Origin of the sequence: Streptomyces sp. NPDC019224, assembly GCF_040632605.1 — a bacterium.
Taxonomy (GTDB): Bacteria; Actinomycetota; Actinomycetes; order Streptomycetales; family Streptomycetaceae; genus Streptomyces.
The window spans coordinates 106,212-116,059 of sequence record NZ_JBEYCF010000020.1; the positions used below are offsets into that span (position 1 = coordinate 106,212).

Sequence of the window (9,848 nt, forward strand, 5' to 3'; positions counted from 1 at the left end):
CGGACCGGCCATGGCGCTCTCCCTGTACGTCGACACCGCGCGCTGGCGGGCGCACCAGAAAACCGTTCTCGACCAGTTCCCCGGCATCGTGCCGGTCTGCAAGGGCAACGGGTACGGCTTCGGCCACGAGCGGCTGGCCGACGAGGCGATCCGCTTCGGCTCCGACATCCTCGCGGTCGGCACCACCTACGAGGCGGCCCGCATCAAGGACTGGTTCAGCGGTGACCTGCTGGTGCTCACGCCGTTCCGGCGCGGCGAGGAGCCGGTGCCGCTGCCCGACCGTGTCGTACGGTCCGTGTCGTCCGTGGACGGGGTGCACGCCCTGGTGGGCGCCCGGGTCGTCATCGAGTGCATGAGCTCGATGAAGCGCCACGGCGTCAAGGAGGAGGAGCTCGGGCAGCTGCACGCCGCCATCGAGGACGTACGCCTCGAAGGCTTCGCCCTTCACCTGCCGCTGGACCGTACGGACGGCTCGGACGCGGTCGAGGAGGTCATCGCGTGGATGGACCGTCTGCGGGCGGCCCGGCTGCCGCTGCACACGATGTTCGTCAGCCACCTGCGCGCCGATGAGCTGGCCCGGCTGCAGCAGCAGTTCCCGCAGACCCGGTTCCGCGCCCGCATCGGCACCCGGCTCTGGCTCGGGGACCACGAGGCGACGGAGTACCGGGGCGCCGTACTCGACGTCACCCGCGTCGCGAAGGGCGACCGGTTCGGCTACCGGCAGCAGAAGGCCGCGTCCGACGGCTGGCTGGTCGTGGTCGCCGGTGGCACCTCGCACGGCGTGGGTCTGGAGGCCCCGAAGGCCCTGCACGGCGTGATGCCGCGCGCCAAGGGCGTCGCCCGGGCGGGCCTGGCCACCGTGAACCGCAACCTGTCACCGTTCGTCTGGGCGGGCAAGCAGCGCTGGTTCGCCGAACCGCCGCACATGCAGGTCTCGATCCTGTTCGTGCCCTCGGACGCCGAGGAGCCGCGGGTGGGCGACGAACTGGTGGCCCACCTGCGCCACACGACCACCCAGTACGACCGCCTCGTCGAACGCTGAGCCCGTGGTCCGGCCCCGCCCCGCTCAGTCGGCGGCGGGCGTGCCGGCCGTGCCCCACTCCACCCGTGGTCCGGTCGCCGAGGGAAGCGCCTCACGGCGCGCGGGAGCGGCCTCGATGAGGTGGGTCAGTACGAAGACGTCCTCGGCCCCGTCGAGTACCCCGCCCGACGGGTCGTCCGAGCCGTCGCGCCGCACCGCGTCGTGTTCCGGCATCACGATGTCCCGTACGACGACGGCGCACAGGTAGAGCGTGCCCAGCAGGTGCAGCACGATCGCCAGCTGGTAGCCCTCCGTCGGCAGCCCCTGGTGCTTGTCACCGCTCGTCGTGTACGCCAGGTACATCCAGATCCCCAGGAAGTACAGGACCTCGCACGTCTGCCAGATCAGGAAGTCCCGCCAGCGGGGCCTGGCCAGCGCGGCGAGGGGGATCAGCCACAGGACGTACTGGGGTGAGTAGACCTTGTTGACGAGGATGAACACCGCGACGACGAGGAACGCGAGCTGGGCGAAGCGCGGCCTGCGCGGTGCCGTCAGAGTCAGGACGCCGATCGCGAGGCACAGCGCGACCGTGGTCAGCGTCGAGACGGTGTTGACCGTGCCGACGTCGATGGCCTCGCCGGTGCGCTGCGTGATGACCAGCCAGAACGACCCGAAGTCGATGCCGCGTTCCTCGCTGAAGGTGTAGAACTTCTTCCATCCCTCGGGCGCGAAGATCATGACCGGCAGATTGACCACCAGCCAGGAGCCGGCCGCGCCGAGCGCCGCCGCACCGAAGTCGCGCCACTTCCCTGCTCGCCAGCACAGGACGAACGCGGGCCCCAGCAGGAGAACGGGGTAGAGCTTGGCGGCCGTGGCCAGCCCGATGAGGACGCCGAACGCCAGCGGGCGGCTCCTGGACCACATGAGCATCGCCGCGGCGGTCAGAGCGACCGCCAGCAGATCCCAGTTGATCGTGGCGGTGAGCGCGAAGGCGGGCGCGAGCGCCATCAGGAGACCGTCCCAGGGGCGCCGCCGGTGCGTGCGGGCGACGCAGACGGCGATCACGGAGGTGCAGACCATCAGCATGCCGGCGTTGACCAGCCAATAGGCCTGCTCCTGATCCTGGATGGAGCCGCCGCCCGGCGTCAACCAGGCCGCGACCTGCATGAACACCCCGGTGAGAACGGGGTACTCCAGGAACTGCATGTCGCCCGGCAGCCGGTCGAAGTACGGCACCAGACCGTCGGCGAAGCCGCGTCCCGAGTACAGGTGCGGGATGTCCGAGTAGCACGCGTGGGTGTACTGGGAGCCTGCGCCCCTGAACCACGCCCAGTTGTAGCAGGGAAGCTTCTGCACCATGCCGAGCGCGAACATGCCGATGGCCACCAGGGCGATGGCTCCCACCGGGGTGAGCGCGGTGCTGCCGAGCCGCGACCAGCGCCCCGACCTCCCGCCGATCAGCTCGCTGCCGGCCGCCGCGACCTCGTCCCGGTGCGTGGGCCGTACGACGGACCGTTCCTGGTGCACGCTCGTGTCCTCTGCGCTTGGCATGCCGCACATCCTGCCGTACGGCGCTGTGGAAACGACGAGGGCCGCGGCACCGGGGGTGCCGCGGCCCTCTTCTCTCGTTCGGGTCACCTCGCGGGGGCTGTTCGCCTGGCGCGAGGCGCACTGTGTGCCGGGCGCTACCCGGCCGCGCCACCGAACCAGTTGGTGTTCCCGTTGCTGTTGGCATTCCCGTTGCCGTTGGTGTTTCCGCCGGTGGTGGTGTCGGTGCCCGAACCGGCGTCGCCCTCGGTCGTACCGGTGGAGGTTCCGGTGTCCGTGTTGCCGCCGTCGTCGCCCTGGCTGGTACCCGTGTCCGTGTTGCCGCCGTCGTTGCCCTGGCTGGTACCCGTGTTCGCGTTGCCGCCGTTGTTGTTCTGGCAGTTCCAGTCCCACGTACCGCAGGTCTTGCTCGGCTCGGGGGTCGGAACCTCAGGAGTGGGCGTGGGCGTGGGCGTCGGGGTCGGCGTCGGCGACTCGGACTCGGACTCGGTCGGGGTGGGCGTGGGGGTCGGCGTGGGCTTCTTGGACGTGCCGCCGCCGTAGACCTTCTTCCCGATCGGCTCCGCCTTGGCGAAGTCCTCGGCCTTCACGCCCTTCATGGCCTCGGCCATGTAGTCGTGCCAGACCTGCGCGGGGAACGAGGCGCCGTGGATCTCGTCCTCGCCACCGGTGCCGTACATCTTCTCGAACTGGCGGTTCTTGTGCTTCTCGTCGTCGTCCAGCCGGTACATGCTGATCGCCGTCGACAGCTGCGGGGTGTAGCCGACGAACCACGCCGACAGGTTGTCGTCGGTCGTACCCGTCTTGCCCGCGACCTCACGGCCCGGAAGCCTGGCGGGCGTACCCGTCCCCTTCTCCACGACGTTCTTGAGCACGTCCGTGACGTTGTCGGCGATGACGCTGTCGAAGGCGCTCTTGGTGACCACCTTGTGCTGGTAGATCACCCTGCCGCCCTTCTTCACATCGGTGACGGAGAAGGTCTCGCGTTGCTGCCCCCTGGCCGCGAAGGTGGCGTAGGCACCGGCCATGCGCGTCGCGCTGGGCGAGGACGTACCGATGGAGAAGGACGGCACACTGGCGTCCGCCATGTACTGGTCGTCCTTCAAGCCGGCCGCGATGGCCGTTTCCTTCACCTTGTCCGTGCCGACGTCCATACCGAGCTGTACGTAGGGGGAGTTGGCCGACCACTGCATGGCCTCACGAAGGGTGATGGGGCCGTACGACTCGTGGCCGTCGTTGGCCTGCAGCCACTCCTTGCCCTCCTTGTCGGTCCAGATGTCGCCGTTGTACTTCTTGATCTTCAGCTTGTCGGCGCCGTTGTAGATACTCAACGGGGAGACCTTCGTACGCTGCGACTCGTTCTGCTCAGCGGCGCCGGACGGGTCACGCTTGCCGTACTCCATGGCCGCGGCCAGTACGAACGGCTTGAAGGTGGAGCCGACCGCGGCGCCGGTGGGGCCGGCGTTGCTGGTGTAGTGCTTCGTCGCGTCCTCACCGCCGTAGATCGCCCGGATCGCACCGGTCTTGGGATCGACCGACGAACCGCCGAACTGCACGTGGGTGTCCGTCTTCGGGCGCTTCTTCGGGTCGATCTTCTCGTCGTAGACGCGCTTGACCGCCTTGCTGAGCTGGTTGACCTTCGCCTTGTCGAAGGTCGTGTGGATCTCGTAGCCGCCCTGGGCCAGCTGATCGCTGGTGACGTCGGTGTTGTTGAGGAACTCGGCCTTGGCCGTGTTGACGAGGTAGCCGATCTGACCGCCCAGCTGGGCGTTCTTCTGCGGCTTGAGGGGCATCGGGAACTCCTTGTACCCGTCCCGTTCCTTCTGGGACATCCGGCCGTCCTTCACCTCCTCGTCGAGAATCCACTTCCAGCGCTTCGTCGCCCGGGCGAGGTTCTTCTCCGCGGTCGCCTGCACCGGGTCGATCTCCGGCGCGCCGGCGGGGTCGTAGTAGCTGGCGCCCTTGAGGAGGCTGGCCATGAAGGCGCACTGGCTCGGGTCCAGGTCCTTGGCGTCCTTGCCGTAGTACGTACGGGCCGCGGCCTGGAGTCCGGAGGCACCCCGTCCGTAGTACGAGACGTTGAGGTACCCGGCCATGACCTCCGACTTCTTCATCTCGCTGCCGACCTTGAGCGTGATGAAGAGTTCCTCGAACTTGCGGCTCAGGGTCTGCTCCTGCGACAGCCGCGAGTTCTTGACGTACTGCTGGGTGATCGTCGACCCGCCCTGGGTCTCGCCGCCCTTGGCCATGTTGAACACGGCGCGGGCGATACCCATGGGGTCGATGCCGTGGTCGTGCTCGAAGGACTTGTTCTCCGCGGAGATGACGGCGTTGCGCATCGCCTCGGGGATCTGCTCGTAGCCGATGACCTGGCGGTTGACCTCACCGCCGGTGGCCACCATCTGGGAGCCGTCCTTCCAGTAGTAGACGTTGTTCTCCGCCTTCGCGGCCTCCTTGATGTCCGGCTTGGCGACCATGGCGTACGCGAGGCCGGCAAGACCCATCAGGAGGCCGAGGAAGCCGATGCACAGGCTGGAGACCAGCTTCCACGACGGAATCCAGCGACGCGGGCCCTGACGTCCGGCACGCGGGTAGTCGATGAAACGCTTCTTGGCCGGCCGCCGGCCACCGCGGCCCTCCGGCCCGCCGTCCCCGCCACCGCGGCGTCGGCCACCGCCGCCGGAACCTCCTCCGCCCCCACCGCCCCGCTGGGCCGCCCGTCTGGCGGCGGCGCGGCCCCCATAAGGGGTCTCCTCGCCGTGCACATCGGAAGGTGAGGCTGAAGTTACTCCGCGTGACGGCGCTGCGCGGCGTCCGGAGGACTGCTGGGCGGCTCGTCGGGCCGCGGCACGTCCGCCACCTTGCGGTTGCGACGTCTTGCGACGGTGCTCGCTCATCGAACGACTACTCCTCGGGCAGGCGAGAGCGCCTGGAAGCGGCAGGTGAGATCCGGTCCCCCCGAATGACGGACCAGCCCGGCGACAGGCTCGCCACAGTGCATCCGGCTGGTCCGCGAGCACTGACGCATGCGCGCGTCTCGCGGTTCCCGGTGGTCTGCATGCCGCACAGACTACGCACGGTCAAAACCTTCCCAGGACCGAACTTCACCCCAAATAACGCAAGTCGGTTCCTACGAATGGGCGATGTGACGCCGCTCACTGAGGCTCCCCTTGTCGGCGCGGTCGGTCCGATCTATCGTGCTGATGTATCGAGTCGATACATCAGCTCGGTACATCGACTCGGCACAAGGGACCGCGAGGGCACTCGGAGAAGGAGGGGCGAGGTTGAGCAGACGTTCCGGCATCCTCGAGTTCGCCGTCCTCGGCCTGCTCCGTGAATCCCCGATGCACGGCTACGAGCTGCGCAAACGCCTCAACACCTCGTTGGGGATCTTCCGCGCCTTCAGTTACGGAACCCTCTACCCCTGTCTCAAGACGCTGGTCGCCAACGGCTGGTTGATCGAGGAACCGGGGACCGCTCCGACAGAAGCGGCGCCCGGCTCCGGCCGGCCCGTCGCTCCTGCCTCGTCCCTGGCGGGACGCCGCGCCAAGATCGTCTACCGGTTGACGGCCGAAGGTAAGGAGCACTTCGAGGAGCTGCTCACGCACACCGGCCCCGACTCCTGGGAGGACGAGCACTTCGCGGCTCGCTTCGCCTTCTTCGGGCAGACGGAGCACGAGGTGCGGATGCGGGTGCTGGAAGGGCGCCGCAGCCGGCTGGAGGAGCGCCTGGAGAAGATGAGCGCCTCTCTGGCCCGCACCCGCGAGCGCCTCGACGACTACACACTTGAGCTGCAGCGACACGGCATGGAGTCCGTGGAGCGCGAAGTGCGCTGGCTGAACGAGCTCATCGAGAGCGAGCGGTCGGGACGGGATCAGCGACGATCCTCGCCCGAGGGCTCAGCTCAGCAGAAGACCGCAGGAGAGCCTGACGGCCTGCCCCGGCGGGGAGACAACCCGCCGGATCCGTCCGGCGACACCGCCAAGTGAGTTCACCGCAGATCCGCGGCGGGCTCATCAGAAACATCCATTACACACAGGGAGCAACCGGAATGGGTTCGGTTCGCGTAGCCATCGTCGGCGTGGGCAACTGCGCCGCCTCGCTGGTCCAGGGCGTCGAGTACTACAAGGACGCCGATCCGGCCGGCAAGGTGCCCGGTCTGATGCACGTCCAGTTCGGCGAGTACCACGTGCGGGACGTCGAGTTCGTCGCCGCCTTCGACGTCGACGCGAAGAAGGTCGGCCTGGACCTCTCGGACGCCATCGGCGCGAGCGAGAACAACACCATCAAGCTCTGCGACGTGCCGAACACCGGTGTCACCGTCCAGCGCGGCCACACCCACGACGGTCTCGGCAAGTACTACCGCCAGACCATCGAGGAGTCGGCCGAGGCCCCCGTCGACATCGTCCAGGTCCTCAAGGACCGCAAGGTCGACGTCCTCGTCTGCTACCTCCCGGTGGGTTCCGAGGTAGCCGCGAAGTTCTACGCCCAGTGCGCCATCGACGCCAAGGTCGCGTTCGTCAACGCCCTTCCGGTCTTCATCGCCGGCACCAAGGAGTGGGCGGACAAGTTCACCGAGGCCGGTGTCCCGATCGTCGGCGACGACATCAAGTCGCAGGTCGGCGCCACCATCACGCACCGCGTGATGGCGAAGCTCTTCGAGGACCGGGGTGTCATCCTGGACCGCACGATGCAGCTGAACGTCGGCGGCAACATGGACTTCAAGAACATGCTCGAGCGTGAGCGCCTGGAGTCCAAGAAGATCTCCAAGACGCAGGCCGTCACCTCGCAGATCCGTGACCGCGAGCTCGGTGCGGACAACGTCCACATCGGCCCCTCGGACTACGTGGCCTGGCTGGACGACCGCAAGTGGGCGTACGTGCGCCTCGAGGGCCGCGCCTTCGGTGACGTTCCGCTGAACCTGGAGTACAAGCTCGAGGTCTGGGACTCCCCGAACTCGGCCGGTGTCATCATCGACGCCGTCCGTGCCGCGAAGATCGCCAAGGACCGCGGCATCGGTGGCCCGATCCTCTCGGCTTCCTCCTACTTCATGAAGTCCCCGCCGGTTCAGTACTTCGACGACGAGGCCCGCGAGAACGTCGAGAAGTTCATCCGCGGTGAGGTCTCCAACTGACTCACCTGAGTCAGCAGGACAGGTGAGGTGCGGCAACGCTTCTCCACTGCCGCACCGTTGAGGGTCCCCGGGCAATCCGCCCGGGGACCCTCGCCGTGTGTGACCCTTGCTCCCATGCCCGTCGTGCGTGACCTGCGCGTACTCCTGCGCCTTCGGAACTTCCGCCGCCTGCTGGCCGTGCGGATCCTGTCCCAGTCGGCCGACGGCGTCTATCAGGTGGCCCTGGCCGCGCACGTGGTCTTCGCACCGGAGAAGCAGGCTTCCGCGGGTGCCATCGCCTCCGCGATGGCCGTGCTCCTGCTCCCCTACTCGCTCATCGGCCCGTTCGCGGGCGTACTGCTGGACCGCTGGCCCCGGCGCCAGGTCTTCCTCTACGGCAACCTGCTGCGCTCCGCGCTCGCCTGCTGCACCGCGCTCCTGATCCTCGGGGCGGCTCCCGTCTGGCTCTTCTACGCCTCCGCGCTCTGCGTCACCGCGGTCAACCGATTCGTCCTCGCCGGCCTCTCCGCCGTGCTGCCACGCGTGGTCGACCGGAAGCACCTGGTGCTCGCCAACTCGTTGTCACCGACCGCGGGCACTCTCGCCGCGACGGCGGGCGGCGGCCTCGCCTTCGTGGTGCGACTGCTGCTGGCGGACTCCGACGCCGTGGTGGTGCTGCTGGGCGCGGCGCTCTACCTCGCCTCGGCGCTGGCCACGCTGAGCCTGGCGTCGGGGCTCCTCGGGCCGGACCGCGATGTCGGCCGGGTACCGCTACGGGCGGCGCTCGCCACCGCAGCGGACGGACTCCTCGACGGGCTGCGGCACTTGGCGGAGCACAGGAGCGCCTCCCGGGCGCTGACCGCGATGACGGTGATCCGCTTCTGTTACGGGGCACTGACCGTCATGGTCCTGATGCTCTGCCGGTACGCCTGGACGGACAACGAGGACGACGGGCTGGCCCTGCTCGGTATGGCGGTGGTGGTGTCCGGTGCCGGCTTCTTCGCGGCGGCTGTACTGACCCCGTGGGCCGCGGCGCGGCTCGGGCGGTTCCGCTGGATGGTGGTGTGCGCGGGGGCCGCCGCGGTCCTCGAACCGGCCCTGGGCCTGTGGTTCGCTCCTGCGCCTATGCTCGTGGCGGCGTTCGTCCTCGGACTCGTCACCCAGGGAGCGAAGATCGCCACGGACACCGTGGTACAGACCGCTGTGGACGACGTCTACCGGGGCAGAGCCTTCTCGTTCTACGACGTGCTGTACAACGTCGCCTTCGTCGCCGCCGCCGCAGCGGCCGCGCTGATACTGCCTCCCGACGGGCGGTCTGCAGCGCTCGTGATCGGTGTGGCGGTGCTCTACGCAGCCACTGCCCTGTACCTGGCGCATTGGAGTCGGGGCGGGGATGTCCTATAGCGTGCCCGCGTCAAACAGAACACACGAATCACGGGGGCATTCAGATGACATACCCACCACAGCCGGGCAACGGTCCATACGGTCAGCAGCCGGCTCAGCCCTACCCGCCGCAGCAGGGCGGATACGGCTACCCGCCGCAACAGCCGCAGCAGGGGTGGGGCGGCCCCCAGCAGCCCTACCCTCCGCACCAGGGCCAGCAGCCGCAGGGGTGGAGCGGCCCTCAGGGACCCCAGGGACCTTCGCAGCCGTCGGGCGGCAGGAAGGCGTTCCTCGCCACGCGCAACATCATCATCATCGTCGTGGGCCTCGTCGTGCTCGTCGGGCTGAAGTTCGGCTGGACCGAGATATTCGAGTCCGACGCCAAGGCTGCTTCGGTGGGTGACTGCCTGGAGAACAAGGGCACCAACTTCAACCCGGACATGGAGTCCGCCGACTGCGGCTCGTCCGCTGCGGAGTACAAGGTCGCAGAGGTGCACGACAACGCGACCGACACGGACCTGTGCGACGCGGAGAAGTACGTCGCCTACACCGAGAGCTCGGGGCGCCGTAACAGCCGGAGCAGCGTGGTGCTCTGCCTGACGCCGCTCAAGACGGCCAACTGAACTTCTGTTCCACTCGGAACGTCGACCGAGGGGCGTTGTTTCACGTGAAACAACGCCCCTCGGCGTATGCGTCGGGGGGCGCTTTTTAAACAGTAAAATATGGCCCGCCGCGCAAAACCCGCACCGGGGAGACACACCGGGGCCGCCCCCCCCACAGAGA

General features: G+C 68.2%; 7 protein-coding genes. 5 read left to right on the plus strand and 2 right to left on the minus strand.

All coding sequences use genetic code 11. From position 1 onward, the window contains the following. The first annotated feature begins 10 nt into the window (after nt 1–10). Entirely contained in the window at nt 11–1,042 is a 1,032-nt protein-coding gene (locus tag ABZ564_RS15785) for an alanine racemase (RefSeq protein ID WP_360855719.1), read from the plus strand. Nucleotides 1,043–1,066: 24 nt separating this feature from the next. On the opposite strand, the gene ABZ564_RS15790 is transcribed toward ABZ564_RS15785, so the two are convergent. Then, the gene (locus tag ABZ564_RS15790) at nt 1,067–2,572 is read right to left on the minus strand and encodes a glycosyltransferase 87 family protein (protein ID WP_360855722.1); all 1,506 of its coding nucleotides are present in this window, start codon (nt 2,570–2,572) and stop codon (nt 1,067–1,069) included. Between the two features lie 134 nt (nt 2,573–2,706). Then, nucleotides 2,707–5,466: a transglycosylase domain-containing protein gene (locus ABZ564_RS15795; protein ID WP_360855725.1), complete on the minus strand. Its 2,760-nt coding sequence runs from the start codon at nt 5,464–5,466 to the stop codon at nt 2,707–2,709. Between the two features lie 387 nt (nt 5,467–5,853). Here ABZ564_RS15795 and ABZ564_RS15800 point away from each other — a divergent pair, with 387 nt between their 5' ends. From ABZ564_RS15800 to ABZ564_RS15815, 4 genes are all read left to right on the plus strand, one after another. Next, entirely contained in the window at nt 5,854–6,558 is a 705-nt protein-coding gene (locus ABZ564_RS15800; protein WP_360855728.1) for a PadR family transcriptional regulator, read from the plus strand. Nucleotides 6,559–6,620: 62 nt separating this feature from the next. Continuing rightward, on the plus strand, nt 6,621–7,703 hold the full coding sequence (locus ABZ564_RS15805; RefSeq protein ID WP_360855731.1) for an inositol-3-phosphate synthase: 1,083 nt from the start codon (nt 6,621–6,623) through the stop codon (nt 7,701–7,703). 114 nt (nt 7,704–7,817) lie between these two features. Beyond that, nucleotides 7,818–9,086, plus strand: a complete 1,269-nt coding sequence (locus ABZ564_RS15810; RefSeq protein WP_360855734.1) for an MFS transporter — start codon at nt 7,818–7,820, stop codon at nt 9,084–9,086. Nucleotides 9,087–9,130: 44 nt separating this feature from the next. Next, on the plus strand, nt 9,131–9,688 hold the full coding sequence (locus ABZ564_RS15815) for a hypothetical protein (protein ID WP_360855737.1): 558 nt from the start codon (nt 9,131–9,133) through the stop codon (nt 9,686–9,688). Nucleotides 9,689–9,848 lie beyond the last annotated feature (160 nt).

Coding starts and splice junctions, on each gene's coding strand:
- ABZ564_RS15785 (WP_360855719.1), top strand. CDS start 11: ATGGCGCTCTCCCTGTACGTCGACACCGCGCGCTGGCGGGCGCACCAG.
- ABZ564_RS15790 (WP_360855722.1), bottom strand. CDS start 2,572: ATGCCAAGCGCAGAGGACACGAGCGTGCACCAGGAACGGTCCGTCGTA.
- ABZ564_RS15795 (WP_360855725.1), bottom strand. CDS start 5,466: ATGAGCGAGCACCGTCGCAAGACGTCGCAACCGCAAGGTGGCGGACGT.
- ABZ564_RS15805 (WP_360855731.1), top strand. CDS start 6,621: ATGGGTTCGGTTCGCGTAGCCATCGTCGGCGTGGGCAACTGCGCCGCC.
- ABZ564_RS15810 (WP_360855734.1), top strand. CDS start 7,818: ATGCCCGTCGTGCGTGACCTGCGCGTACTCCTGCGCCTTCGGAACTTC.
- ABZ564_RS15815 (WP_360855737.1), top strand. CDS start 9,131: ATGACATACCCACCACAGCCGGGCAACGGTCCATACGGTCAGCAGCCG.